The sequence below is a fragment of the Hephaestia sp. MAHUQ-44 genome (assembly GCF_023806085.1).
Lineage (GTDB): Bacteria > Pseudomonadota > Alphaproteobacteria > Sphingomonadales > Sphingomonadaceae > Sphingomonas.
Genome location: NZ_JAMSLX010000001.1, coordinates 230027 through 255839 on the forward strand (window position 1 = coordinate 230027; position 25813 = coordinate 255839).

A 25813-nucleotide genomic window follows, 5' to 3' on the forward strand; every position below is an offset into this window, starting at 1 on the left:
TGGCCGATCCGCGCATCAGGGAAAGGCTGTGCTTCTCGTCTTCCCGTGCTAGCGGCTCGGCATGGTCGAACACAAGTCGTTCGAGGCACGCCTGAAAGCGCAGGCCGAAGCCGAAGGGTTCATCGCCTGCGGAATCGCGCGCGCCGATGCCGCGCCGCGGGCCGGCACGCGGCTGCGGCAATGGCTTGACGACGGCCGCCACGGCACCATGATCTGGATGGAGGAACGCGCGGAGCAGCGCGCCGCGCCGCAAGGGCTGTGGCCCGAGGTCCGCTCGGTGATCGCGCTGGGGATGAGCTACGCCCCCGCCACCGATCCGATGGCGCTCGCCGATCACCCCGATCATGGCCGCATCTCGGTCTATGCGCGGGGCAGCGACTATCACGATCTGGTCAAACGCAAGTTGAAGGCGGTCGCGCGCTGGATCGTGGCGGAGGCGCCGGGCAGCGATCTCAAGGTATTCGTCGATACCGCGCCCGTGATGGAAAAGCCGCTGTCCGAAGCCGCCGGGCTCGGCTGGCAGGGGAAGCACACCAACCTCGTCAGCCGGACGCACGGCAGTTGGCTGTTTCTGGGCGCGATCTACACCACGCTCGCGCTGACGCCCGATACGCCGGGCCACGATACCTGCGGCTCGTGCGACGCGTGCCAGCGCGCGTGCCCGACCAATGCCTTCCCCGCCCCCTACCAACTCGATGCCCGGCGCTGCATCTCGTATCTGACGATCGAGCTCAAGGGCCCGATCCCGGCCGATCTGCGCCCCGGCATCGGCAACCATATCTATGGCTGCGACGATTGCCTCGCCGCGTGCCCGTGGAACAAGTTCGCGGTCGCCGCGCACGCCAATCTCGCCTTCGCCCCGCGCGCGGAGCTGACGGCGCCGCGCCTCGCCGATCTGCTCGCGCTCGACGACGCGGATTTCCGCCAGGTATTTTCGGGCTCGCCGATCAAGCGCATCGGGCGTGATCGGATGGTGCGCAACGCGCTGATCGCGGCGGGCAACAGCGGCGACACCACGCTGGCCACGCCGGTCGCGGCGCTGCTCGACGATGCCGCCCCGGTCGTGCGCGGCGCCGCGATCTGGGCGCTGGCCCGGCTCGATCCCGCGCGCTGCCGCGCCGAACACGCGCGCCATGCAGGCGAAACCGATTCCGATGTCATCGCCGAATGGGCCGCGCTCAGCCCCGATCGAGCATCGCCCTGATCCGCTGCCCCAGCACGTCCATCGTGAACGGCTTGGTGACGAGCCGCATCCCCGCCTCAAGCTGGTCGTTGCCCGTCACCGCATCGGCATAGCCGGTGATGAACAGGATCGGCAGATCGGGGCGGCTGGCGCGGGCGACATCGGCGACCTGCCGCCCGTTCATCGCCCCCGGCAGCCCGATATCGGTAACCAGCAGATCGATCCGCACGTCCGATCGCAGCAATTCGACCGCCGCCGCGCCGTCCGACGCCTCGATCGCGCCATAGCCGAGTTCGCCGAGCAGTTCGCCGACGAACAGCCGCACGATCGGATCGTCGTCGACCAGCAGCACCGTTTCGCCGGCCCCCGCCGCGGGCAGCGGGCGCGTCGCGACATCGGGGGCGACATCGACCAGCGGCCCATCATGACGCGGCAGATACAGCCAGATCGTCGTCCCCTCGCCCGGCGTGCTCTCGATCTTGAGCTGCCCGCGCGACTGGCGCACGAAGCCATAGATCATCGACAACCCCAGCCCGGTCCCGGCCCCCTTGGGCTTGGTGGTGAAAAAGGGCTCGAACGCGCGCTCGAGCACGTCGGGCGCCATGCCCGTCCCGGTATCGGCAACGCTCAGCGCCAGATAATCGCCCGGCTCGACCCCGCGATCGGCCGCCGCCTTGCCCTCGAAATGCGCGCACACGCTCCGGATCGTCAATTTGCCGCCCGTGGGCATCGCATCGCGCGCATTGATCGACAAATTGAGCAACACGTTTTCGAGCTGGTTGGCGTCGGCCAGAACCGGCCAGGGTTCGGCCGGGTGGACGATCTCGACGGTGATCGACGGCCCCACCGTGCGGCGGACCAGATCCTCCATGTCGGCGATCAGCCGCGACACGTTGATCGGATGCGGATCGAGCGGCTGGCGCCGCGAAAAGGCCAGCAGCCGGTGAGTGAGCGCCGCCGCGCGCGCGGTCGCGGTCTGCGCAACGCCGATATAGCGCGCGAGATCGCCGGTGCGCCCCTGCGACAGCCGCAGGTCGAGCATTTCCATCGCGCCCGAAATGCCCGTCAGCAGGTTATTGAAATCGTGCGCGATCCCCCCCGTGAGCTGGCCCACCGCCTCCATCTTCTGCGCCTGGCGCAATTGCTCGCCCAATTCGCGCTCGGCAGTCACGTCGCGCGCGGTGGTGTAGAGCCGGCCATCGGCGAGCACGGCCTTCCATGACAGCGTGCGGTAGCCGCCCGTCTTGCTGCGAAAGCGATTCTCGAACGCGACGGTCTCGACATCCTCGCCAAGCCGCGCGACCTCGGCGCTGGTGCGCGTGCGATCGTCGGGATGTTCGAGCCATTCGGAGGTCCGCCCGACGATCTGGCTGGGCGCCCAGCCAAGCTCGCGCTCCCACGCCGGGTTGACGCTCAGCCAGGTGCCGTCGGCGCCGGCGATCCCCAGCATGTCCTGGCTCACCTCCCAGATCCGGTCGCGCTCGGCGGTGCGATCCTCGACCTCGCCGATCAATGCGCGGTTGAGGTCGCGCAGCGACGCGAGCGCATCGGCGCGCGCCACCGAATCCCATGACAGGATCGCGACCTCCTCGCTCAGCGCGATCTCGGCCGGCGTCCACCAGCGCGGCTGCGCCTGGGTGATGTAGAAACCGCCATCGAAACGCCCGTCGCGCAGCAACGGCACGCCGATCCCCGACACGATCTTGAGCGCGGGGATCATCGTGCCCGCGAATCGCGCGCTGCTGCGCGAATCGTGAAATTTGAGCGTGGCGCCCTCAAGCGCGGCGCTGCGCAGATTGCTGCCGAGCATGGCAAGCGGCGCGCGGCCCTCGATCGGCGGCACGCTGCCGTCGCTCCAGCCGACCCCGAACGCGATCTGATCGCCATCGACGATCCGCAGGAACCCCGCGCGATCGGCCCCCAGCCGCCGGCCCAGCGCCTCGGCGCCGATCGCCATGATCGCCTCGGCATCGTTCTCGACCCGCTGGCGTTCGGCGAGATCGAGGATGAAGTCGCGTTCTTCCTTGGCCGCCACTAGCGCGGCATCGTTGGCCTTGCGCTCACTGACGTCGATCGCGACCCCGGCAAAGCGCTGCGGCACGCCCTCGGCATCGAAGCTGCACCGGCCGCGCGCGTGGATCCATCGCCACCCGCCGCCCTCGCCGCGCACGCGATATTCGACCACATATTCGCGGCCGGTTTCGAACACGCCGCTGATCTCGGCGCGCACGCGCTCGAGATCGTCGGGATGCAGCCGCCGGATCATCTCGATGAACGAAACGCCTTGGGCCGCGATCGCCGGATCGAGCCCGCACAGCCGCGCGAATCGCTCGTCGCCATGGATACGGCCGGTGGGCACGTCCCAATCCCAGATCCCGATCGTCCCCGACGAATCAAGCGCAAGCTGGAGCCGTTCCTCGCTCTCGCGCAGCGCCGTCTCGGCCCAGGCGCGTTCGGTCGAATCGGTCGCCTCGACGAAAATGCCCGCGACCGCGCCGCCGGCATCGCGCACCGGCTGGTAGACGAAATCGAGCAGCCGCTCCTCGCGCCCGCTGCCGCGCGCCAGTTCGACCGGCACCGAATGGCCCCGGAACGGCGTGCCACTGGTAAACACCTGATCGAGCAGCGCGACAAAGCCCTGGTCGATCACTTCGGGGATCGCCTCGGCCACGGTGCGGCCGATAATGTCATCGCGCCCGACCAGATCGAAATAGGCGCGGTTGGCGAAATCGAACACATGGTCCGGCCCGCGCAGCAGCGCGACCGCCCCCGGCGCCTGTTCGAGCATCGCCGAAAAGCGCTCGAGTTCGGCGATATTGGATCGTTCGACGAATACCTTCGCGGTCGTCTCGGCTCCCTGGTTGAACACCCCGAGCACGGTGCCGTCGTCATCGCGAATCGGGCTGAAGCTGTAATCCCAATAGGTCTCGCGGCGCGCGCCGCCGCGCTCGATCATCAGCATCTGACCGACCGTGGCAAAGCCCTCGCCGGTGTCGATCACCCCCGCGAACTGCGGCGCCAGCACATCCCAGACGTCGGCGCAGACCGCGTGCGCGGGCTGGCCCAGCGCCCAGGAATGGCGCTCGCCGGCGATCGGCGCCCAGGCGTCGTTGTAGATCAGCCGCAGCTCGGGGCCCCAATAGACCGCGGTCGGCTGGCCCGAATGGAGGCAGATGTTGACCGCGACGCGCAGCGCGGCAGGCCAGTGCTCCGCCGGGCCAAGCGGCGTCGCCGCCCAGTCGAACGCGCGAATGCGAGCGCCCATATCGCCGCCGCCGGCGAGGAAGTCGGGCGAGGCGGTCATCGCGCGATGGGGGGCGGATCGGTGGGCATCGGCGGCGTAACCGTGGCGGGCACAGCCGCCGCTTGTCAATGCGAGGCGTCGATCGTGCGACAGGAGGTTGGCAACGCCCCCGCGCCCGCGATAGAGACGCGGCAGGATTTAGTTGCAAATGATAGGATATGGACTCGATGGCGCTCGGGGATCTCGCGCATTACGGGCTCGCGGCCGATCGCGGTTTCCTGTCGCAGCGTGAAAGCGACGAGGTCGCGCTGCCCCCCGATTTCGACGAGATCGAGGCGGCGGGCCGGCTGTTGCCCGATCTGCTCACCACCGGTCGCGTCCGCCACTGGCTCGATCGGCTGCCGCTGCCCGATGTGGATGGGTTCCTCGCGCACGCGGGCGAAGCCGAGCTGATCGTCGCGATGGTGCGCTATTCGTTCCTGACCCAGGCCTATGTCTGGGGCGAACCCGATCCGTCGCACCGCCTGCCCGCCAATCTCGCGGTGCCCTTCGTCCGCATCGCCGACACGCTCGGGGTGCCGCCGGTGATGAATTATTCGGGCTATGTGCTCGATAACTGGCTGCGGATCGACAAAAGCCAGCCGATCGTGTTCGACAATATCGCGATGCACCAGCATTTCGCGGGCGGCACCGACGAGGCCGGGTTCGTGCTCACGCACGTCGCGATCGAGGCCGCCGCCGGCCCCGCGCTCGATCTCGCGGTCGAGCTGACGCACGCCGCCGACGCGCGCGACGCGCTTGCCGCCGAGGCGATGCTCCACGACCTCGCGACCGTATGGCGCGCGATCTGCGGCATTTTCGATCGCATGACCGAGCGCTGCGATCCCGCCTTCTACTTCACCCGCATCCGCCCCTATCTCAACGGCTGGCACGACAATCCGGCACTGCCGCAGGGGATGGTCTACGAAGGCGTCGATCGCTTCGCCGAGCGGCCGATCGCGATGCGCGGGCAGACCGGCTCGCAAAGCTCGATCGTCCCCGCGATGGATGCGCTGTTCGGCGTCACCCACGAGCGCGACGAGCTGCGCGTCTTCCTCGAAGACCTCCACCGCTACCGGCTGCCGCGCCACCGCGCCTTCATCGAGGATCTGGCGGCCGCGAGCCAGCTACGCGCCTTCGCCCGCGACACCGGCGGCTCGCTCAAGGCCGCGTTCAACGCCGCGATCCAGGCGGTCGCCGAGTTCCGCACGATGCACCTGCGCTTCGCCGCGACCTATATCGCGCATCAGGCCCCGGCGGGCGCGGGTAACGACCCCAATGTCGGCACCGGCGGCACGCCGTTCATGAAATACCTCAAAAAGCACCGCAACGAGACCGAACGCCAGATGCTCTAGGCACCCGCAAATCCGTCACCCCGGACTCGTTCCGGGATCCAACGTGCCTCATACGCTACCGCTCGTGGAGGGTTAGACCCCGGAACAAGTCCGGGGTGGCGGGGGGCTGAACGTTGGCGCTCCCCGAACCCCGCCTCAGTCGGGCTTCTTCGCCACCCCCACCAGCGCCGGCCTGAGCAGCCGGTCGCGGATCATGTAGCCCGTCTGGATTTCCTGCACGATCGTCCCCGGCGCGACATCGGCGGTGGGCACTTCAAACATCGCCTGATGGCGGTTGGGATCGAGCATTTCGTCCATCGCCACGATCTTGCTGATGCCGTGGCGCTGGAACACCGAATCGAGCTCGCGCGCGGTCGCCTCGATCCCGGCGACCAGCCCCTTGATCTTGTCGTCGCTGCGCAGATCGTCGGGGATGGCGGCAAGCCCGCGCGCCAGATTGTCCGACACCGACAGGATGTCGCGCGCGAAACCGGTCGCGGCATAGGTGCGCGCGTCGGCGGCTTCCTTTTCCGCGCGGCGGCGCACGTTGAGCACCTCAGCCTGCGCATAGAGCACGGCCTGCTTGGCCTCGGCCAGTTCTTCCTCAAGCGCGGCAAAGCCGGCCGCGGCATCGGGCTCGGCGCCGGCCGGGGCCTCGGCGCTGTCCTCGGCGTCGGCTACCGGGGTCTTGTCGTCTTCGATCATTGTTCTTTCTCTTCGTTCTTCGGTGCCGGCCCGCTCCCCCTCCCGGCCACCCAACGGCAGTATTCTATGGGTGGCCGGGAGGGGAAGCGGGCCGGCACCGACTTCATCAAGCCTCAGGTCATCAACCTTGCGAGCGTCGCCGCGGTGAAATCCACCATTGGCACAACGCGCGCATAGTTCAACCGGGTCGGGCCGATCACGCCCACCACGCCCACCACATGGCCGTCGACCCCGTGGAACGGCTTGGCGATCACCGACGATCCCGACAAGGCAAACAGCTTGTTTTCGGCGCCGATGAAGATCCGCGTCGCATCGCCCTCGCGCGCGCTGTCGAGCAGCCGGGCGATCTCCTGCTTGCCTTCGAGGTCGTCGAGCAACTCGCGCACGCGCTCCAGATCGGCGGCGGCGGCGTCGTCGATCAGCCGCGCCTGCCCGCGCACGATCAGCACCGGGCGGCGATCGCCATCCTCACTCCACACCGCAAGCCCCTGTTCGATCAGTGCGCGCGCCGCATCGTCGAGCGCGGCGCGCTCGGCATCGATCTGGTGCTCGATCCGCGCCCGCGCCTCGCCCAGCGTCAACCCGGAGAGCATCGCGCTCATATAATTGCCCGCCTGGACCAGCGCGGCGGCGCCGACGCCGGGCGGCAGATCGATGACGCGATTCTCGATCGAGCCGTCCTCGCTGACGATCACCGCCATCGCCTTGACCGGCGACAAGGGCACGAACGCGAACTGGCGCACCACCAGTTCGCGCTTGGGCACGAACACCAGCCCCGCGCACGCCGACAGCCCCGACAGCGCGGCGGTGGTCGCCGCCAGCGCATCTTCGATCGGCCCGCCGCCGCGCCCGATCCGCGCCTCGATCGCGGCACGTTCGTCGGCCGAGGGTTCGAGCGCCTGCATCATCCCGTCGACGAACAGCCGCAATCCAATATCGGTCGGCATCCGCCCCGCGCTGGTATAGGGCGCGGCGAGCAGCCCCAGTTCCTCCAGCTCCTGCATCACACCGCGGATCGAGGCGGGCGACAGATGAAGCCCCGAAAGCTGCGATATCGTCCGCGAGCCCACCGGCGCGCCCGAATCGATATAATTCTCGACCACCGCCCGAAAGACGTCACGCGCGCGATCGCTGAGTTCGGTGATGGGCGAGGCCGGCATCACGCTCATCTAGGGTCTCCCGGTGGCGGATGGAAGCAGACGTCCCCGTTTCGCGGTTCATTGTCGCGCCCGGTCATGCGTTTCGTGCGTTACCGCCGTGGGAGACTGGCGTGCCGCGTCCGGCGCGTCTAGGTGCACGCCTGAACCATTGACCACGACCGACCCAAGCAAGGAGACCCGCATGCGCCCTTCCGGCCGCGCCCCAGACCAGATGCGACCCGTCACGATCGAACCGCATTTCACCCGCCACGCCGAGGGATCGGTGCTGATCGGCTTCGGCGATACGCGCGTGCTGGTGACCGCGAGCGTCGAGGAACGCCTGCCGCCCTGGCTGCGCGGCAAGGGTGAGGGCTGGGTGACGGCCGAATATGGGATGCTCCCGCGCGCCACGCACACGCGCGGCAGCCGCGAGGCCGCCAAGGGCAAGCAATCGGGGCGCACGCAGGAAATCCAGCGGCTGATCGGCCGGTCGTTGCGCGCCGTCACCGACTTGAAGCTGCTCGGTGAACGCCAGATCACGCTCGATTGCGACGTCATCCAGGCCGATGGCGGCACCCGTACCGCCGCGATTTCGGGCGCGTGGGTGGCGCTGCGACTCGCCGTCAACGGCCTGCTCAAGGACGGCAAGCTGACAGTCGATCCGATCCGCCAGAAGGTCGCGGCGGTGTCGTGCGGTATCTATCAGGGCAATCCGGTGCTCGATCTCGATTATGACGAGGATTCGAACGCCGACGCCGACGCTAATTTCGTGCTGCTCGAAAACGGCCATATCGCCGAGGCGCAGGCGACCGCCGAGGGCGCGACCTATGACGAGGAAAGCCTGCTGCGGCTGCTGCGACTCGCGCGGATGGGCTGCACCGAGATTTTCCGCGCGCAGGACAAGGCGCTCGCTTCGTGAGCGGCGAGGGCACCGCACCGCAGGCGATCCGCAAGCTCGCCCCCGGCAAGCTCGTGATCGCCAGCCACAATGCCGGCAAGGTCCGCGAGATCGGTGCCCTGCTCGCCCCTTATGGGATCGACACGGTCTCGGCCAAGGCGCTCGGCCTGCCCGAGCCCGAGGAGACCGGCACCACCTTCGTCGCCAATGCCGAATTGAAGGCGCGCCAGGCGTCGGACCTCTCCGGCCTCCCCGCGCTCGCCGACGATAGCGGGCTGTGCGTCGACGCGCTCGACGGCGAGCCCGGCATTTTCTCGGCGCGCTGGGCGGAAACCGCCACGGGACGCGATTTCAACGAGGCGATGCGCCGCGTCGAAACCCGGCTCGGCGACGCCGGCCCCAATGCCGGGCGCGGCGCGCATTTCATTTGCGCGCTCGCGCTGGCCTGGCCCGACGGCCATGTCGAATGGTTCGAGGGCCGCGTCGACGGCACCTTGGTCTGGCCGCCGCGCGGCGACCACGGCTTCGGCTACGATCCGGTGTTCCTGCCCACCGACGGCGCCCAGACCTTCGGCGAGATGGACCCCGACGCCAAGCACGCGATCAGCCACCGCGCCGACGCCTTCCGCCAGATGGTCTCCGCGGTCCTGTAACCTTCCCCTTCCCGTCATGCCGGACTTGTTCCGGCATCCAACCCTCCACGAGCGCTAGCGCCTGAGGCGCGTTGGACCCCGGCACAAGGCCGGGGTGACGGCAATTTATGAGAGAGCGCGGCGCCACAAACGCCGCCAGCCTCAGGCAATCGGCGTCCGCACCGCGATCCCCGCCGCGGCCAGCGCGGCGTGCGCGTCGGCGATGCTGGCCTCACCGAAATGGAAGATCGACGCCGCCAGCACCGCGCTGGCATGGCCGTCGCGTATCCCCGCGACCAGATCATCGAGCCCACCGACGCCGCCGCTCGCGATCACCGGCACCGCCACCGAATCGGCGATCGTGCGGACCAGATCGAGATCATAGCCGTCGCGCGTCCCGTCGCGATCCATCGAGGTGACGAGCAACTCGCCCGCCCCCAATTCCGCCAGATGCCGTGCGTGCGCGACCGCATCGATTCCCGTCGCGCGTCGCCCGCCGTGGGTGAACACCTCCCAGGCGCCCTCGCCCACGCGCCGCGCATCGACGCTGGCGACGCAGCATTGGCTGCCGAACCGCCCGGCGATGTCGGACACGACCTCGGGCCGCGCCACGGCGGCCGAATTGACCGCGACCTTGTCCGCGCCGGCGAGCAGCAGCGCGCGCGCATCCTCGGCGCTGCGTACCCCGCCGCCGACGGTCAGCGGCATGAAGCACACCTCGGCCGTGCGCCGCACCACGTCGATGATCGTGCCGCGCGCCTCATGCGTCGCGGTGATGTCGAGGAAGCACAATTCGTCCGCGCCCGCCGCGTCATAGGCGCGCGCCTGTTCCACGGGATCGCCGGCATCCTTGAGATCGACGAAATTGACACCCTTGACCACGCGGCCATTGGCCACGTCGAGGCACGGGATCACGCGCGCGCGAACGGTCACGCCGCGGCCGCCACGCTCAGCGCCGCCGCCAGGTCGAGCCGCCCGTCGTAGAGCGCCCGGCCGGTAATCACGCCCTCGATCCCGTCCTTCGCATGAAGCGCGAGCATATGGATATCGGCAATCCCCGCGACCCCGCCCGAGGCGATCACCGGCAGGTCGGTCGCGCGCGCGAGATCGACGGTTGCCTCGATATTGACGCCCTTGAGCAGCCCGTCGCGGCCGACATCGGTGAAGAGCAGGCTCGCCACGCCCGCATCCTCGAACCGGCGCGCCATATCGACCACCGACACGTCGGACACGTCGGCCCAGCCTTCGGTCGCGACCATGCCATGCTTGGCATCGACCGCGACCACGATCCCGCCGGGAAAGTCGCGCGCGGCGGTGCGTACCAGATCGGGGTTCTTGAGCGCGGCGGTGCCGATCACGACCCGCGCAACGCCAAGCTCGAACCAGCGTTCGATCGCGTCGCGCGTGCGAATCCCGCCGCCCAGCTGGACATGGCCCGGAAAGGCTTCGACCACCGCAGCGACGACCTCGCCATTGACCGAACCGCCCGCAAACGCGCCGTCGAGATCGACGACATGCAGATGCGTCGCGCCCGCGTCGGCAAAGCTGCGCGCCTGCGCGGCGGGATCGTCGCCATAGATCGTCACGCGCGCCATATCGCCCTCGGCAAGGCGCACGACCTTGCCTTGCTTGAGGTCGATCGCGGGGAAAACGATCAGGGCCGCCATGCAAGAAACCTTTCCAGCAGCGCAATGCCGTAGCGCTGGCTCTTTTCGGGGTGGAACTGGACGCCGAGCATATTGTCGCGCCCGATCGCGGCGGTGACGGGACCACCATGGTCGGTCACCGCAAGCACATGATCGCCCGCAAAGGCGTAGCCGTGCAGAAAATAGGCCTCGCCGGGCACGATCAGCGGGTGGTCGGCCACCGGCACCACATCGTTCCAGCCCATATGCGGCACCTTGGCACCTGGATCGGCCGGGTGCAGCGCCTGCACCGTCCCCGCGATCCAGCCGAGCCCTTCATGGCTGCCCTGCTCGTCGCCGCGATCGGCCATCAGCTGCATCCCCACGCACACCCCCAGAAAGGGCGCGCCCTCGCCGCGCACGCGGGTGTCGAGCGCCGCGATCATGCCGGGGATCGCCCGGAGCGCCGCCGCGCACGCGCCGAACGCACCGACGCCGGGCAGCACGATCCGATCGGCGCGCGCGATCGCGTCGGGATCGGCGGTGACGATCAGGTCGGCGGCGCCCGCGGCGTGGAGCGCGTTGGCGACCGACTGGAGATTGCCCGCGCCGTAATCGACCAGCGCGATGCTCATGCGAGCAGCCCGGCGATCTCCGGTGCGGCAAAGCTGGCGTTGAACGGCACCAGCTCGACGGTCGCGACCCCGCTGGTCACGAACGGATCGGTCTGGGCGATCGCGGCCACCTCGTCGGCGGCGCCGCGCGCGATGATGACGCCACCGACGCGCGGATCGCGCCGCCCGGCGATCAGGAACACCCCCTCGGCAAACCCGGCCTCGAGCCAGGCGACATGCGCCTTCAACTGCGCGTCGACGTCCTCGAGCGGCGCGACATAGGTCAGCAGGATGATCGAGAGCGGCCCCGAACTGCGAAAGCCGTCGGTCATCACAGCATCCCCTTGGTCGAGGGGATCGCATCGGCCTTGCGCGGATCGATCTCGACCGCCGCACGCAGGCTGCGCGCCACGCCCTTGAACGCCGCTTCGATGATATGGTGGTTGTTCTTGCCGTGGAGCAGCTCGATGTGGAGCGTCAGCCCCGCGCCGTGCGCGAAGCTGTGGAAGAAATGCTCGAACATCTCGGTATCCATCTCGCCGAGTCGCTTTTGCGAAAACGGGCATTTCCACACCAGATACGGCCGCCCCGAAATATCGAGCGCGACCCGCGTCAGCGTCTCGTCCATCGGGCTCAGCGCGTCGCCATACCGGCGGATGCCGCGCTTCTCGCCCAGCGCCTTGGCAATCGCCTCGCCCACCGCGATCCCGGTATCCTCGACGGTGTGATGCTGGTCGATATGGAGGTCGCCCACCGTTTTCACGTCGAGGTCGATCAGCGAATGGCGCGAGAGCTGCTCGAGCATATGGTCGAAGAAACCGATTCCCGTCGAAACGGTGTAGCGGCCGGTGCCGTCGATGTTGACGGCCACGTCGATCGAGGTTTCGCTCGTCTTGCGGGCGATGGTGGCGGTACGCATGGTCGCGTCCATAGCGTGTTGGCCGCACCATGCAATCTTGACCGCGGGCCAAAGCGCGTTACTTCATGCGCGGATGACCGATGGCCTGCCCGATAGCCTGATTCCCTACGACGAAATCGTCCAGGAAGCGTTGCGCGCGGTGGTCGGCCGCGTGCTCGGTTCGGTTGCCGAAAACGGCGGCACGGCGCCCGGCGAGCATCATTTCTACATCACCTTCAAGACGCAGGCGCCCGGCGTCGACATCCCGCAGCGCCTGATCGAGCGTTTTCCCGACGAGATGACGATCGTGCTCCAGAATCGCTTCTGGGATCTGACGGTCGATGCCGAACGCTTTTCGGTCGGGCTCAGCTTCAACCAGATTCCGTCGAAGCTCGTGATTCCCTATGCGGCGATCACCGGCTTCCACGATCCCGCGGTCAATTTCGAGCTGCGCTTCCAGGCGCAGGAAGCCGATGAGGAACACATCGGCGAGCCCGAAAACGACGGCCCCGTGGCCGAGCCGATCGAAGACGGCTCGAACGTCGTCGCGGTGGATTTCAAGCGCAAGAAATAAGCGGCCCGGCGCTGCGCCCCCATTTTGCGTCGGTGCCGAGCCCTTCGACAAGCTCAGGCGAGCCTTGTCGAAACACCGTCCTTCGCTCTAGAGCGCCTGTCACACGACAAGAGCGGCCCTTCGACCAACGCGGGGCGAATGGAGGCTGTGTGACTGAGACGACCCGCACCGAAACCGATTCGCTGGGCGCGATTGCGGTTCCCGCAGACGCTTATTGGGGCGCGCAGACGCAGCGTTCGATCGAGAATTTCCCGTTCGGCGCCACCGAACGCATGCCGATCGACATCGTCCACGCGCAGGCGATCGTGAAGCAGGCCGCGGCGCGCGTGAACCGCAAGCACGGGCTCGACGCCAAAATCGCCGACGCGATCGAGGCCGCCGCGCAGGAAGTCATCGCCGGCAAGCTCGACGATCAATTCCCGCTCGTGATCTGGCAGACCGGCAGCGGTACCCAGACCAACATGAACGTCAACGAGGTGATCGCGGGCCGCGCCAACGAAATGCTCGCCGGCACGCGCGGCGGCAAGACGCCGGTCCACCCCAACGATCACGTCAACATGAGCCAGTCGTCGAACGACAGCTTCCCGACCGCGCTCCACGTCGCCGCCGCGCGCGCCGCCAACGACGCGCTGTTCCCCGCGCTCGATCGGCTCGAAGGCGCGCTCACCGCCAAGGCGAAGGCGTGGGATCATATCGTCAAGATCGGCCGCACCCACACGCAGGATGCGACCCCGCTCACGCTCGGGCAGGAATTTTCGGGCTATGCCGCGCAGCTCATCAGTTGCCGCGCGCGCCTCACCGGCGCGCTCGACGGCAATCTGCGCAAGCTCGCGATCGGCGGCACCGCGGTCGGCACCGGCCTCAATGCGCCCGCGGGCTGGGCCGGGGACATGGCGGCGGCGATCTCCGATATCGCCGGCATGGCATTCGAGCCCGCCCCCAACAAGTTCGAGCAGCTCGCCGCCAAGGACGGGCTGGTGTTCTTCTCGGGCGCGCTCAACACGCTCGCGGTCGCGCTCAACAAGATCGCCAACGACATCCGCTTCCTCGGCTCGGGCCCGCGCTCGGGGCTCGGCGAATTGTCGCTACCCGCCAACGAGCCGGGCAGCTCGATCATGCCCGGCAAGGTCAACCCCACGCAGTGCGAATCGCTGACGATGGTGGCAGCCCAGGTGATCGGCAACAACCAGGCGGTCACCGTCGGCGGGATGCAGGGCCATTTCGAGCTCAACGTGTTCATGCCGCTGATCGGCGCCAACGTGTTGCGCTCGACCCATCTGATGGCGATCGGCATGGCCAGCTTCGCCGAGCGCTGCGTCGACGGGATCGAGGCCAACGAACAGCAGATCGCCGATCTGGTCGGCCGCTCGCTGATGCTCGTCACCGCGCTCGCCCCCGAGATCGGCTATGACAACGCCGCGAAGATCGCCAAGAACGCCCATGAAAAGGGGCTGACGCTCAAACAATCGGGGCTCGCGCTCGGGCTGGTCGACGAAGCCACGTTCGATCGCGTCGTCCGCCCCGAAACCATGGTCGGCCGCTAAGCGTAAGCTTGGGAATGCGCCTTTCGGCGCATTGCGGCACCGGCCCACTCCCCCACCCGGCCACCCAACAGGGTATTCTATGGGTGGCCGGGTGGGGGAGTGGGCCGGTGCCGCTTCGGAAATCGCCCTTTCGCGATTTCTCAAACACCCCATTCTTCCCGTCACCCCGGCCTTGTGCCGGGGGCCAACCCTCCACGAGCGCCCGCGCCCTTGGGATGGCGAACCGCATCCGACATCCCCGGCGCGCACCGCTTTTGCCGCCCTGCGGGAACCCGCCCCCCTTTCCGGGGATTGAACCCCCGATACCAAGGCAAGGAGCACTCCATGGGAGCAACCACCATCGGCGCCATCGTCGGCGCCGCGATCGACGGCATGAGCGGGGATGACGGCGCGGTCGACGGCGCGATCGTCGGCGCGGTGGCGGCGAACGTCCTCAAGGTCGCGGTGCCGGTCGCCGCCACCTGGGCGGTCGGCTGGCTGGTGCTGCGCGGGTTGGGCGCGGCCTGGGATCGGGTCGCGAAAGAGGGAGAGACGGCATGATCGGCAAGCTCATCGGCGCGCTTGTGGGCCGCGAAATCGACCGCCGCGACGGCAAAAGCGGGATCAAGGGCGCCGCGATCGGCGCGGTCGCGGTGGGCGCGATGCGTCGTCTCGGCCCGCTCGGCCTCGCGCTCGGCGGCGCCTATGCCGCCAAGAAAGCCTATGACCGCCGCAAGGCACGGCGCTAGATTATTCCATCTGGCGACCCGAAAATAACGGCAATCAAAAGATAATCCAGGGACGCTCCGGTTCGATGAGAACCGGATCGACTCTGGGCGCCCAGCGTCCGTTCCGAACCGTTCGCCCTGAGCCTGTCGAAGGGCCGCGCGTCTTCAGCGAAGCGAAAGACCGCCTCATCGCGGCGGCACGGCCACACACGATCACGATTTCGTCCGGGGCGGCGCAGACGGCTTGATTCCCGCCCCACCGGCACTCAAGAAGACGCACGCTGCAAGGAGCCCCGCACCACGTTGGCCGACGCCCCCCGCCTTTCCCTGTTCCGACCGTTCCGCCACCGCACCTTCCGATCGGTGTGGATCGCGAACACCGTCTCCAATTTCGGCGGGCTGATCGAGGGCGTCGGCGCGGCGTGGATGATGGTGCTGCTTTCGGCCCCCGCCAGCATGGTCGCGCTGGTCCAGGCGTCGAAGGCGCTGCCGGTGATGCTGCTGTCGCTGATGGCGGGCGCGATCGCCGACCAGTTCGATCGGCGGCGGGTGCTGATCGGCGCGCAATGGTTCCTGTTCCTCGCCTCGGCGGGGCTGTGCCTGGTCACCTTTTTCGATGTGGTGACGCCGTGGCTGCTGCTCGTCTTCACTTTCCTGATCGGCTGCGGCAACGCCTTCAACCGCCCCGCCTGGCAAAGCTCGGTCGGCGAGATGGTGCCGCGTGAGGATCTCGCGGGGGCGGTCACGCTCAATTCGATGGGGTTCAACCTCGCGCGCAGCGTCGGCCCGGCGGTCGGCGGGATGATCGTCGCCGCGTTCGGCGCCGCCGCCGCCTTCGCGTTCAACGTCCTGTCCTATCTCGGGCTGATCGGGGTGCTCGGCCGCTGGCACCCCGAGCTTCCCGAACGCACGCTGCCGCGCGAACGGATCGGCGATGCGATGGCCGCGGGCGTGCGCTATGTCGCGATGTCGCCGCACATCCTCGTCGTGCTCGTCCGCTCGACGCTGTTCGGCGTGGGCTCGATCGTGATCCAGGCGCTGCTGCCGCTGGTCGCGCGCGATCTCGTCGGCGGCGGCTCGTTCACCTACGGCGTCTTGCTGGGGGCGTTCGGGATCGGTGCGGTCGGCGGCGCCGTCGGCAGCGGCGTCCTGCACCAGCGGCTCTCGACCGAGGGGGTGGTGCGGATCGCGAGCCTCGCCTTCGCGATCGCGACCGTCATCGCCGGCGTCTCACCCTTTCTGCCGCTTACGCTGCTCGCGCTCGCGATCACCGGGGCGGCGTGGATCATCGTGCTGTCGAGCTTCAACACCGTCATCCAGCTCGCCGCGCCGCGCTGGGTGGTGGGGCGCGCGCTCGCGCTCTACCAGATGGCGACCTTCGGCGGCATGGCGCTGGGCAGCTGGGTGTGGGGCGTCGTCGCCGATCTGCATCATGTCGGCACCGCGCTGATCGTGGCGGGCCTCGTCCAGATCGTCGCGCTGGTCGTCGCGCTGCCGTTCCGCCTCGCCCCGGTCGATGATCTCGATCTCGCCCCGCTGCGCGACTTCACCGCCCCGGACACCGATGTTCCCGTCAACGCGCGCAGCGGCCCGGTGGTCGTCACCATCTCCTACGATATCGCCGAGCAGGACGAGGTCGCCTTCCTGACGGTGATGGCCGAGCGCCGCCGCATCCGCCGCCGCGACGGCGCGCGCCACTGGCATCTGCTGCGCGACCTTGCCGATCGCACGCGCTGGATCGAGCGCTATCACGTGCCCACCTGGCTCGATTACGTCCGCCACAACCAGCGCCGCACCCGCGCCGATGCCGCTGTCACCGAAGAACTCCGCCGCCTCCACCGCGGCGCCTGGCCCCCGCCGGTGACGCGGATGCTCGAACGCGACATCTCCGCGACGCTGGGCGACCGGCTGGGCAATATCCTGCCGGGCTTGCGGCAGGTGCATTGGTAAACCCACCGCCCGGCCCCACACCGGCGCGCGCGCATCCCGCAATTACAGCAGCGATCCCTGTTTAGCACTCTCCTCGCGCCGCGCCTGCCTACCGACGGTCGTGTCGACCCACGGAATGTCGGGGCGCTTGTTCTGGAACAATTCGGCCAGCGTGATGATCTGCAACCGCCCGTGCTTGCGGCCGGTATATTCGTTGGCCCAGACGCCGACCGCCGCCGCGTCGCGTTCCATCGCGCGCGTCGGCATCTGCGCGGTGATCAGCACGCCGATCTTCGCATTCTCGCGCTGGATCACCTGTGCCAGCCGCCCGACATCCTTCACGCCCGTCCCGCCGCCCTTGACCTCGACGATCGCCTTTTCGGTCTTCCGGCCGTCGGGCTTGAACCAGATGATGCCGTCGATGCCGCCGTCGGGGCCTTTGCGGCCGCCCTTCCACGGATCGGCCTCGACGACGGAGAGCGCCCATAATTCGAACTGATGCTTGTCGCGCCGCGCCAGATCCCGCGCGGAGGCCAGCGATTGCGGCCGGCCGACCACCTCGAACGCGATGCCGGGAAAGGCCTCGGTCATCCGTTTTTCGATCAGGCCGATCGCCAGATGGGTCACGTCGATTCCGATCCATCGCCGTCCCAGCTTCTGCGCGGCATGGACGGCGGTGCCGCAGCCGCAGAACGGATCGAGCACCACACCGCCCTCGTCGGACGATGCCGAGATGATCCGTTCGAGCAGCGCGAGGGGCTTTTGCGTGGGATAGGGCATCTTCTCGCCCGACCATCCCCGCAACATACTGATATCGGACCAGTTGGTCGTTACCTGCGTTCCCTTGCTCTCGTCGAGATAGCGCTTGTACATCGGGACGTTGCCCGGTTTTGTCTGCACAACCCGGCCCTCGTCGATTAGCTGCTGCATGCGCTCGCGCGAATAGCGCCAGTGACGCGACACCCCCATGACCTCGTAATAAGGGTTGCCTTTCGCTGCACCGCCGGGACCAAGCATATTGTCCATTTTCCAGCGACGACCATCCGCATCTCGATATTTATAGAATTTGCGGACGTATTCGTCTGAAAGCGGCTCGTAGAGCGCATTCCAGATCCTATCATTCGTCTTTTGGTAAAAGAGGATGATGTCGTTCACGCGCCCGAAATGCTTGGCACCCTGGCCAGCGTCATTCTTCGCATCGCTTCGCTTCCACACAATCTCGTTGACGTAGTTCGTTGCCCCGAACACCCCGTCGAGCAGCAACTTGAGATAATGGCTCGCGGTAGGGTCGCAGTGCAGATAGAGCGACCCCGTCGGCTTCAGCGCGCGGTGCAGTTCGATCAACCGCACCGCCATCATGGCGAGATAGGCCATCATGTCGTTGTCGCCCAGAAACTCGCGCATCGCGCGCAGCAGCGTGAAGGCGCCGGTATTGCCGCTGCGCATCACCTCGTCGAAGGCGCGTTCGGCGCGGTCGTTCCAGTGCCAGGTGTCCTCGAACGCCTCGATCTGCGATTCGGATTGCCGGCCCTCGGGCGATTTGAACAGGATGTTGTAATTGGCGTTCGAATTGAACGGCGGGTCGAGATAGATCAGGTCGACGCTCGCGTCGGGCACATGCGCGCGCAGCACGTCGAGATTGTCGCCGTAGAACAGATGGTTTGTCGGTTGCATCGCCGGTCCCCCCGGCATCGCATCCTCGGGCGGCGGCGGGGCGAAAGCCCGCGGCGATGGCGCAGCTTCGGAGGCGTCGCCGCTTTCCGGGCGGGAGTCCGCTCCATATCGGATGCGATCGTCGCCTGCTGGCACCCGCCGCCCCGGCTCCCTATCTCCCCTCTAGCCTCCGACAAAGAACAGAAGTAGAACCCGCTTCATGGCATTGACGCACATTTCGGTTCGCGGCGCGCGCGAGCACAACCTCAAGGATGTCGCGATCGACATCCCCCGCGACACGCTCACGGTGATCACCGGCCTGTCGGGGTCGGGCAAGTCGAGCCTCGCGTTCGACACCATCTATGCCGAGGGGCAGCGCCGCTACGTCGAGTCGCTCTCGGCCTATGCGCGCCAGTTCCTCGAACTGATGCAGAAGCCCGATGTCGATCATATCGAGGGGCTCAGCCCCGCGATCTCGATCGAGCAGAAGACCACCAGCCGCAACCCGCGCTCGACGGTCGCGACCGTTACCGAGATTTACGATTACATGCGGCTGCTGTGGGCGCGCGTCGGCATCCCCTATTCGCCCGCCACCGGGCTGCCGATCAGCGCGCAGACCGTCAGCCAGATGGTCGATCGCGTGCTCGCGCTGCCTGAGGGCACGCGGCTCTATCTGCTCGCCCCCGTCGTGCGCGGCCGCAAGGGCGAGTATCGCAAGGAACTCGCCGAGTGGCAGAAAGCGGGCTTCACGCGCGTGCGGCTCGACGGCGACTTGTACGAGATCGAGGACGCGCCGTCGCTCGACAAGAAATACAAGCACGACATCGAGGTGGTGGTCGATCGCCTCGTCGTCGGCCCCGATCTCGCCACCCGCCTCGCCGACAGTTTCGAGACCGCACTCAAGCTCGCCGACGGCCTCGCCTATGTCGATCTGGTCGACACCACGGTTGCCGACGCCAACCGCATCGTCTTCTCCGAGCGTTTCGCCTGCCCGGTCTCGGGCTTCACCATCGCCGAGATCGAGCCCCGCCTGTTCAGCTTCAACGCGCCGCAAGGCGCGTGCCCCGCGTGCGACGGCCTCGGTGAGACGATGCTGTTCGACGAGGATCTGGTCGTCCCCAACCACGCGCTGTCGATCAAGAAGGGCGCGATCGTTCCCTGGGCGAAGTCCAACCCGCCCTCACCCTATTACATGCAGGTGCTGGGCTCCCTCGCGCGCGAATTCGATTTCGATCTCGACACGCCGTGGAAGGATCTGCCCGAGGAGGTCCACACCGTCATCCTCCACGGCACGCGCGGCAAACCCATCACGCTACGCTTCGTCGACGGCCGCAAATCCTATGAGGTCAACAAGCCCTTCGCGGGCGTGATCGGCAACCTCAACCGCCGCCTGCTGCAAACCGAATCCGCCTGGATGCGCGAGGAACTGAGCAAATATCAGGCCGCGCAGCCTTGTGAAATGTGCCACGGCGCCCGCCTCAAGCCAGAGGCGCTCGCGGTCAAGGTCGCGATGCGCGACATCTCCAGCGTCACCCGCCTCTCGGTGGTCGATGCGCTCGCCTTCTTCGCGTCGCTCTCGGCCGATCTCACCGATCAGCAGAATGCGATCGCCGAGCGCATCCTCAAGGAAATCCGCGAACGCCTCGGCTTCCTCAACAATGTCGGGCTCGATTACCTCAACCTCGATCGCACCAGCGGCACGCTGTCGGGCGGCGAATCGCAACGCATCCGTCTCGCCAGCCAAATCGGCAGCGGCCTGTCGGGCGTGCTCTACGTCCTCGACGAGCCCTCGATCGGCCTCCACCAGCGCGACAACGACATGCTCCTCGTCACGCTCAAGCGCCTGCGCGATCTCGGCAACACCGTCCTCGTCGTCGAGCATGACGAGGACGCGATCCGCACCGCCGATTATGTGATCGACATGGGCCCGGGCGCAGGGGTGCGCGGCGGCCATGTCGTCGCGCACGGCACGCTCGATCAGCTCCTCGCGAGCGAGGGCAGCATCACCGCCGATTACCTCAACGGCACGCGCATGGTCCCCGTGCCTGCGCACCGCCGCAAGGGCAATGGCAAGAAGCTCACCGTGGTTGGCGCCACCGCGAACAACCTGCGCGATGTCACCGCGACCATCCCCTTGGGCACCTTCACCTGCATCACCGGCGTCTCGGGCTCGGGCAAGTCGAGCCTGACGATCGACACGCTCTACGCCGCCGCCGCGCGCGCGCTCAACGGCGCCCGCATCCTCGCCGGCAAGCATGACAAGATCACCGGCCTCCAGCATCTCGACAAGGTGATCGACATCGATCAGTCGCCGATCGGCCGCACCCCGCGCTCGAACCCGGCGACCTATACCGGCGCCTTCACCCAGATCCGCGATTGGTTCGCGGGGCTGCCCGAAAGCCAGGCGCGCGGCTACAAGCCCGGCCGCTTCTCGTTCAACGTCAAGGGCGGCCGCTGCGAGGCGTGCACCGGCGACGGCCTGATCAAGATCGAGATGCACTTCCTTCCCGACGTCTACGTCCAGTGCGATGTCTGCAAGGGCGCGCGCTACAATCGCGAGACACTCGAGGTGAAGTTCAAGGGCCATTCGATCGCCGACGTGCTCGACATGACGGTCGAGGACGCCGCCGAATTCTTCAAAGCCGTGCCCCCGATCCGCGACAAGATGGCGATGCTGGTCGAAGTGGGCTTGGGCTACGTCAAGGTCGGCCAGCAGGCGACGACGCTCTCGGGCGGCGAGGCGCAACGCGTCAAGCTCGCCAAGGAACTCAGCCGCCGCGCGACCGGCAACACGCTCTACATCCTCGACGAGCCCACCACCGGCTTGCATTTCGACGACGTCCGCAAATTGCTCGAAGTGCTCCACGCATTGGTCGAGCAGGGCAATACGGTGGTGGTCATCGAGCACAATCTCGACGTCATCAAGACCGCCGACTGGGTGATCGATCTGGGGCCGGAGGGGGGCATCAAAGGCGGCGAGATCGTCGCCGAAGGCACGCCCGAACAGGTCGCCGACGAACCGCGCAGCTTCACCGGCCGCTATCTCGCCCCGCTCCTGAACAAGCGAGAGGCGGTCGCGGCGGAATAACAATTCCCTCTCCCGCTTGCGGGAGAGGGAGGGAGCCGCGAAGCGGCGGAAGGGTGAAGGCATGTCGAAAGCACCACACAGACCGCAGCTCCTCGACGCCCTCCGCCTCCTCGCCCGCCTCAACGAGGCGATGGTTGCCCGCGGCCTCCCCCGTCCCATCCTCGTCGGCGGCGCGGCGGCGGAATATTATTCCGGCAGCGCCGTGATGACCGGCGACATCGACCTGACCTCTCCCGTCCAGCCCGAGCTCGAGGAAGAACTCGCCCGCCTCGGCTTCGTCAAACCCGAAGGTCTCGGCCACACGCCGCTCGGCTGGGTCCACCCCGCACTCGGCCTCGGCTTCGAGATCGTCGCAGCGACCCCGATGGACGGCAATGTCGACTACCGCCGCATCATCCTCGTCGAGGGCCTTGAGGAGGACGCGGCATTCGCGACGATCCCGGTCGAGGATTTGATCGCCGATCGCATGGGCCAATTCGCATCGGGAGCCGCGCCCGAGATGAGGGAGCAAGCCCGCATTCTCTTCCGGCTTCACCCGAACTGCGATCGTGCCTATCTTGATCGCCGTGTTCGCGACGAAACAGGAGGCGATTATGGCATCGAAGACCTCGACTGACTGGCCCGGCCGGCGCGTCGATCATTCGACCTTCGCCGCCGCGCTCGCCGAGCGCCGCGCCGCAGCCGGCGATCCCGCCCTCCCTCGCAACACCGGCAAGCGCCGCACGCCGAGCAAGAAGGCGCTGCTCAAGGCAATCGAGACGGCTGGAGGAAAGTGGTGAGTTGAGTAAACTGTCGGCGCAATCCCGCCGCAATCTATCAAATCCCCTGTCACGATAATCGCATTCTAACTCTCTACCCGGAGTGCTGCTCGCTTTCGTCGCCGGGGTCCCCCTTCACCCACCGCACATACCGACGGGCCATGCCGACGATCCCATCCCAATAGATGACGAGGACCAAGAGCACGAAGGGAGGAACGACGGCCCACTTAATCGTGCTGCTTACAACCTTCCACTCAGCCGCCACGAGCACACTTCGATGAGCCTGCCATTCGTCTCGACATAGAATGTCTGCAAGCCACTCAGAGCAGGTGCCAAACCAACGGTGCTCCGCGATTGCCGCGTGAAATCCTATCACGCCCATGACCACACAGGCCGCGATCCAGAACACCGAAATGCTAACTGCGATACGAAATCTCATCGTGTTTATCTCAGACGACATGCGCCTGAAGCTACAGCGAAAATCCTAACGGAGCGTGTCGCGCTCATCTCTTCCTCGGTGTACCCGCTGTATGGGCGCGGGCGGAAGCTGCGCTTCGGGATTACGGTGAATCACGATGGGATTAAGGTGACAATTTACCAAATGCACCAAATCACATGGGTCTCGGCGTGATCCTCGGCCCGGCTTTCCGATACAACTCCCGTACCTTGCGCAGCAGATTGCCCGACACCTTACCATAATAAGGCGACAGATCGCCCACGCGTCGCACCGGCCGCAAGTCCGGGCCCGGCCAGAGGAAGCTGTTGACCTCGCTGGCGACGATCCAGCACCGCGCGTCGCCCAGCCCGAGATGCGCCCGCACCATTGCGGGCATCTCCACCACCGCATCATCCGTGCGCGGTGGCTGCGTCGTCACCGGCGCGACGACCACCCGCGTGCCGCCCTCACCCTCGGCCACCGACAGCACGACCACCACCGGCCGTTCCTTGCCCCCTTCGTCGCGTCCCTGATCTGCTTCGCGCGCCCAGAGATAGACATAGGCCAGAACGTCAGTCGGCTGCGGGATCGTCCATGAGGGCGTTGAGCCGCTCGGCCTCTTCGGGGATGGGAGCATTGAGGATGGCGTCGAGCGTTTCGTCATCAAGGTCCTCGGTACGGATCACCTGCCGGTCCCGACGCTTCAGCCGCTCATATTCCTTCAGCGACAGCATCACCACGCGCGTGGTGCCATGCCGCTGGATTCCCACCGGCCGCTGCATCGCCTCGTCGGTGTAGAAGCCGAAACGGTTGGCGACATCCCGCGCCGAGACTTCAAGAAGGGGGTCTGGCATAGCGATACCCTGCTGTCTAGGGAAAGTAGTTATAATACCCTATTTGGGTAATTTCAACAAAAGAGTGATCGCTTGTGATCGCTTGTGATCGCTTGTGATCGCTTGTGATCGCTTATGATCGCTTATGATCGGCTTTGAGCCAACGCGGGAGTAAATCCCGCGTCGTCGGACGGGCCGCCTCACGGCGCCCGCCGGCCGGCCTCGGCTCCGCGCCCCTTGGCGCGGCCTCGTGATTAGCATTCGCTAATCCCTCGGGCGCCGGGCTGTCCTACAAACCCCGTTTCGGTATATATGGTCGGTCCTTCGCGCTCTTGGGGAGGACGACCATGAATGCCATCACCCACATCACCGCCACGCCCGCCGCGTCGGATCGCACCCGGTGCGATGGCTGGACGCCCGATCGGCAGCGCGCCTTTCTCGAAGCGATCGCCGAGGGGCACAATGTCGATGCCGCCGCGCGGATCGTCGGGATGACGCGGCAATCGGCTTATGCGCTGCGCCATCGCGCCGCCGGGGCCGCGTTTGCGGTCGGCTGGTCGGCGGCGACGATGATCGCGCGCGAGCATATCGCCGATACGCTGCTCACCCGCGCGATCGACGGGCAGGTCGATACCTATACCCGCGCCGACGGCACCGAGATCACGCGCCACCGCTACGATAATCGCCTCGCCACCACCTTGCTCGCGCGGCTCGATCGGATGGTCGAGACCGCGCCCGAACCCGAGGCGCACGCCGCGCGCCTCGCCGCGCGCGAATTCGACGCCTATCTTGATCTGATCGAGCGCAGCCCCGGCCCCGCACGCGCCGCGCTGTTCCTCTCGGGCCGCGCGCATGATGACGACGCGCCCGATCTCGCCGCGATCGCCACGCTCGCGCGCGCCGATCACTGGCTGCGCACCGGCGCGGGGCTGGCCGCCGATATCGACACCGCCGATCTCGATCCGGCGCAGCGCGCAGGCTGGAGCGCCGATCAATGGGCCCGCGCCGAGGCCGCCGGGCTGGTCGCGATCGCACCCCCTCCAGCGCGTCAACTTTGTCAACTTAGCCCCAACACGAACGAGGGCGAGGATCGCGCCGCGCCCGATCCCGATGCGGCGCCCGAATCGCCCGTCTGGTGGTGCCCCTATGCCGACGATTGGCGCACCCGCTTCGCCCCGCCCGCCGGTTTCGACGGCACCGAGGACGGCCGCTTCGGCGACGACGATTACAGCCGCACGCTGACGGTCGAGGAAGCGCTGTTGGTCGAAACCGCCGCCGCGATCGAAAATGCCGAATTGTGCGCGGAACACGCCCCCGAGCGCACCACCTGGTTCGCCGCGCTCGCGGCCCAGATCGGCCTCGACGCGCCCGATGCGGCCGGGGCGCCTGCCCCCGACTCAGCGGATCGCGCTGATGCCGAGGGTCCGGACGCCGATCCCCGGCAAGATCAGCCCGAGTCGCCCGATCCGGTGCGCTAGGACTGATCGCCATTCAGGAGATGGCGGAGCGAAAATGGTGGTTTTCCGTGACCCGGAGCGCAGCGGACTACAGGTCCGTGAGCACCGGAAGCGCGGAGAACCACCATTTGCAGCCCGCCAGAACTGAATGGCGGTCGGTCCTGGTCCTAGTCCTCGGCGGCGATCGTTACGCGCAACCCGTCGAGCGCGTCGCTGAATTCGATCTGGCACGATAGCCGCGAGTCGGCGTCGCGATCGGACGACGAATCGAGCAGATCGTTCTCGTCCTCGCTCATCGGCGGCAGTTTGGCCGCAAATTCCGGGTCGACATGGACGTGGCAGGTGGCGCACGAACAGCACCCGCCGCACAAGGCGAGGACTTCGTCGATGCCGTTGTCGCGGATCACTTCCATCACCGAAAGCCCCGCTTCCCCCGTAACCACGCGTTCTTCCCCTTCGCGGGTGACGACGATAAGTGTGGGCATGCAATCCTCCTGGCGGTGTCGCCGCCGCCATGCCGCCC

The 25813-nt window shown here is 67.3% G+C and carries 25 protein-coding genes; 13 read left to right on the plus strand and 12 right to left on the minus strand.

Annotation, left to right across the window (positions count from 1 at the left end; translation table 11 throughout):
* Positions 1–61 precede the first annotated feature (61 nt).
* Positions 62–1204, plus strand: a complete 1143-nt coding sequence (gene queG, locus NFE57_RS01040) for a tRNA epoxyqueuosine(34) reductase QueG (RefSeq protein WP_252133697.1) — start codon at positions 62–64, stop codon at positions 1202–1204.
* Here the strand turns inward: queG and NFE57_RS01045 are convergent.
* Positions 1179–4487: a PAS domain-containing protein gene (locus tag NFE57_RS01045; RefSeq protein ID WP_252133698.1), complete on the minus strand. Its 3309-nt coding sequence runs from the start codon at positions 4485–4487 to the stop codon at positions 1179–1181. The two genes, queG and NFE57_RS01045, sit on opposite strands and share 26 nt — an antisense overlap.
* Before the next feature lie 167 nt (positions 4488–4654).
* Between NFE57_RS01045 and NFE57_RS01050 the strand changes: the two genes are divergently transcribed.
* On the plus strand, positions 4655–5821 hold the full coding sequence (locus tag NFE57_RS01050) for a PrnB family protein (protein ID WP_252133699.1): 1167 nt from the start codon (positions 4655–4657) through the stop codon (positions 5819–5821).
* 135 nt (positions 5822–5956) lie between these two features.
* Here the strand turns inward: NFE57_RS01050 and grpE are convergent, their stop codons facing one another.
* Both grpE and hrcA read right to left on the minus strand, forming a co-directional pair.
* Positions 5957–6505 carry a nucleotide exchange factor GrpE gene (grpE, locus tag NFE57_RS01055; RefSeq protein WP_252133700.1) on the minus strand — a complete coding sequence of 183 codons (549 nt, stop codon included), beginning with the start codon at positions 6503–6505 and terminating at the stop codon, positions 5957–5959.
* Positions 6506–6618: 113 nt separating this feature from the next.
* Positions 6619–7665 (minus strand): heat-inducible transcriptional repressor HrcA, encoded by a 1047-nt coding sequence (gene hrcA, locus NFE57_RS01060; RefSeq protein WP_252133904.1) that lies wholly within the window; start codon positions 7663–7665, stop codon positions 6619–6621.
* Between the two features lie 181 nt (positions 7666–7846).
* On the opposite strand from hrcA, the gene rph reads away from it, so the two are divergent.
* Positions 7847–8563 carry a ribonuclease PH gene (rph, locus tag NFE57_RS01065; RefSeq protein WP_252133701.1) on the plus strand — a complete coding sequence of 239 codons (717 nt, stop codon included), beginning with the start codon at positions 7847–7849 and terminating at the stop codon, positions 8561–8563.
* Entirely contained in the window at positions 8560–9195 is a 636-nt protein-coding gene (gene rdgB / locus NFE57_RS01070; protein WP_252133702.1) for an RdgB/HAM1 family non-canonical purine NTP pyrophosphatase, read from the plus strand. The genes rph and rdgB overlap by 4 nt, the downstream gene beginning before the upstream one ends.
* A 141-nt stretch (positions 9196–9336) precedes the next feature.
* Here rdgB and hisF read toward each other — a convergent pair whose 3' ends face one another.
* Genes hisF through hisB form a run of 5 tightly spaced genes read right to left on the minus strand, consistent with a single transcriptional unit; the run spans position 9337 to position 12332 of the window.
* The gene (gene hisF / locus NFE57_RS01075; RefSeq protein WP_252133703.1) at positions 9337–10107 is read right to left on the minus strand and encodes an imidazole glycerol phosphate synthase subunit HisF; all 771 of its coding nucleotides are present in this window, start codon (positions 10105–10107) and stop codon (positions 9337–9339) included.
* A complete protein-coding gene (gene hisA, locus NFE57_RS01080) occupies positions 10104–10841 on the minus strand; it encodes a 1-(5-phosphoribosyl)-5-[(5-phosphoribosylamino)methylideneamino]imidazole-4-carboxamide isomerase (protein WP_252133704.1) in 738 nt (245 codons plus the stop codon). The genes hisF and hisA overlap by 4 nt, the downstream gene beginning before the upstream one ends.
* On the minus strand, positions 10829–11434 hold the full coding sequence (hisH, locus tag NFE57_RS01085) for an imidazole glycerol phosphate synthase subunit HisH (RefSeq protein ID WP_252133705.1): 606 nt from the start codon (positions 11432–11434) through the stop codon (positions 10829–10831). The genes hisA and hisH overlap by 13 nt, the downstream gene beginning before the upstream one ends.
* Positions 11431–11745, minus strand: coding sequence for a YciI family protein (locus NFE57_RS01090; RefSeq protein WP_252133706.1), 315 nt, complete (start codon positions 11743–11745; stop codon positions 11431–11433). Before NFE57_RS01090 ends, hisH begins: the two co-directional genes overlap by 4 nt.
* Positions 11745–12332: an imidazoleglycerol-phosphate dehydratase HisB gene (gene hisB, locus NFE57_RS01095; RefSeq protein WP_252133707.1), complete on the minus strand. Its 588-nt coding sequence runs from the start codon at positions 12330–12332 to the stop codon at positions 11745–11747. The genes NFE57_RS01090 and hisB overlap by 1 nt, the downstream gene beginning before the upstream one ends.
* Positions 12333–12405: 73 nt before the next feature.
* Here hisB and NFE57_RS01100 point away from each other — a divergent pair, with 73 nt between their 5' ends.
* The 5 genes from NFE57_RS01100 to NFE57_RS01120 all read left to right on the plus strand — a co-directional run bounded on the left by NFE57_RS01100 (position 12406) and on the right by NFE57_RS01120 (position 17086).
* Positions 12406–12885 carry an SspB family protein gene (locus NFE57_RS01100; protein ID WP_252133708.1) on the plus strand — a complete coding sequence of 160 codons (480 nt, stop codon included), beginning with the start codon at positions 12406–12408 and terminating at the stop codon, positions 12883–12885.
* Between the two features lie 149 nt (positions 12886–13034).
* On the plus strand, positions 13035–14429 hold the full coding sequence (gene fumC, locus NFE57_RS01105; protein ID WP_252133709.1) for a class II fumarate hydratase: 1395 nt from the start codon (positions 13035–13037) through the stop codon (positions 14427–14429).
* Positions 14430–14753: 324 nt separating this feature from the next.
* Positions 14754–14969, plus strand: a complete 216-nt coding sequence (locus tag NFE57_RS01110) for a hypothetical protein (protein WP_252133710.1) — start codon at positions 14754–14756, stop codon at positions 14967–14969.
* The gene (locus NFE57_RS01115; RefSeq protein WP_252133711.1) at positions 14966–15157 is read left to right on the plus strand and encodes a hypothetical protein; all 192 of its coding nucleotides are present in this window, start codon (positions 14966–14968) and stop codon (positions 15155–15157) included. Before NFE57_RS01110 ends, NFE57_RS01115 begins: the two co-directional genes overlap by 4 nt.
* 282 nt (positions 15158–15439) lie before the next feature.
* Positions 15440–17086, plus strand: coding sequence for an MFS transporter (locus NFE57_RS01120; RefSeq protein WP_252133712.1), 1647 nt, complete (start codon positions 15440–15442; stop codon positions 17084–17086).
* A gap of 42 nt (positions 17087–17128) precedes the next feature.
* On the opposite strand, the gene NFE57_RS01125 is transcribed toward NFE57_RS01120, so the two are convergent.
* Positions 17129–18739, minus strand: coding sequence for a DNA methyltransferase (locus tag NFE57_RS01125; protein WP_252133713.1), 1611 nt, complete (start codon positions 18737–18739; stop codon positions 17129–17131).
* 199 nt (positions 18740–18938) lie between these two features.
* Here NFE57_RS01125 and uvrA point away from each other — a divergent pair, with 199 nt between their 5' ends.
* From uvrA to NFE57_RS01140, 3 genes are all read left to right on the plus strand, one after another.
* The gene (gene uvrA / locus NFE57_RS01130; RefSeq protein ID WP_252133714.1) at positions 18939–21806 is read left to right on the plus strand and encodes an excinuclease ABC subunit UvrA; all 2868 of its coding nucleotides are present in this window, start codon (positions 18939–18941) and stop codon (positions 21804–21806) included.
* Positions 21807–21867: 61 nt separating this feature from the next.
* The gene (locus NFE57_RS01135; protein WP_252133715.1) at positions 21868–22422 is read left to right on the plus strand and encodes a hypothetical protein; all 555 of its coding nucleotides are present in this window, start codon (positions 21868–21870) and stop codon (positions 22420–22422) included.
* The gene (locus NFE57_RS01140) at positions 22400–22585 is read left to right on the plus strand and encodes a hypothetical protein (protein ID WP_252133716.1); all 186 of its coding nucleotides are present in this window, start codon (positions 22400–22402) and stop codon (positions 22583–22585) included. The genes NFE57_RS01135 and NFE57_RS01140 overlap by 23 nt, the downstream gene beginning before the upstream one ends.
* 590 nt (positions 22586–23175) lie before the next feature.
* Here the strand turns inward: NFE57_RS01140 and NFE57_RS01145 are convergent.
* Positions 23176–23499, minus strand: a complete 324-nt coding sequence (locus NFE57_RS01145) for a hypothetical protein (protein ID WP_252133717.1) — start codon at positions 23497–23499, stop codon at positions 23176–23178.
* Positions 23500–23572: 73 nt separating this feature from the next.
* Entirely contained in the window at positions 23573–23854 is a 282-nt protein-coding gene (locus NFE57_RS01150; RefSeq protein ID WP_252133718.1) for a type II toxin-antitoxin system Phd/YefM family antitoxin, read from the minus strand.
* 326 nt (positions 23855–24180) lie between these two features.
* Between NFE57_RS01150 and NFE57_RS01155 the strand changes: the two genes are divergently transcribed.
* Positions 24181–25311, plus strand: a complete 1131-nt coding sequence (locus NFE57_RS01155) for a hypothetical protein (RefSeq protein WP_252133719.1) — start codon at positions 24181–24183, stop codon at positions 25309–25311.
* A 146-nt stretch (positions 25312–25457) separates the two neighbouring features.
* On the opposite strand, the gene NFE57_RS01160 is transcribed toward NFE57_RS01155, so the two are convergent.
* Entirely contained in the window at positions 25458–25775 is a 318-nt protein-coding gene (locus tag NFE57_RS01160; RefSeq protein ID WP_252133720.1) for a 2Fe-2S iron-sulfur cluster-binding protein, read from the minus strand.
* Positions 25776–25813: the final 38 nt, after the last annotated feature.